This is a genomic window from Promicromonospora kroppenstedtii DSM 19349, from assembly GCF_000515355.1.
Lineage (GTDB): Bacteria > Actinomycetota > Actinomycetes > Actinomycetales > Cellulomonadaceae > Promicromonospora > Promicromonospora kroppenstedtii.
Genome location: NZ_KI911724.1, coordinates 1 through 290, shown reverse-complemented (window position 1 = coordinate 290; position 290 = coordinate 1). Strand labels below are relative to the sequence as shown.

1 pseudogene is annotated in these 290 nt (G+C 75.5%); it reads right to left on the bottom strand.

What is annotated here, in order from left to right:
- Nucleotides 1-290, bottom strand: a pseudogene (locus tag PROKR_RS35680) (helix-turn-helix transcriptional regulator); the annotation flags it as partial.

Genomic DNA, 290 nt, shown 5'->3' with positions numbered 1-290 from the left:
GTCCCACAGGAACGTGCCGAGCGACGCGATGGTGGTGCCCATGTGCATCAGCTCGGCGTCGGGTAGCGCGAGCAGCGCGTCGAACGCCGCCCGTGCGGGGCCTACGGCCTGCGGGTACGGGGCGAGCACCAGGGCGCCCAGACCGCGTAGGACGTCGGCCGCCGGCCCCTCGGCGAGGTCCGCGCCCGCACCGAGTCGCCGGCCCAGGTCCTCCCGGGTGACGCCGAGCATGAGCCGCTCGGCGGTGCAGCAGGACTCGAACGCGCGCAGCAGCGCCACCTGCTCGCGCT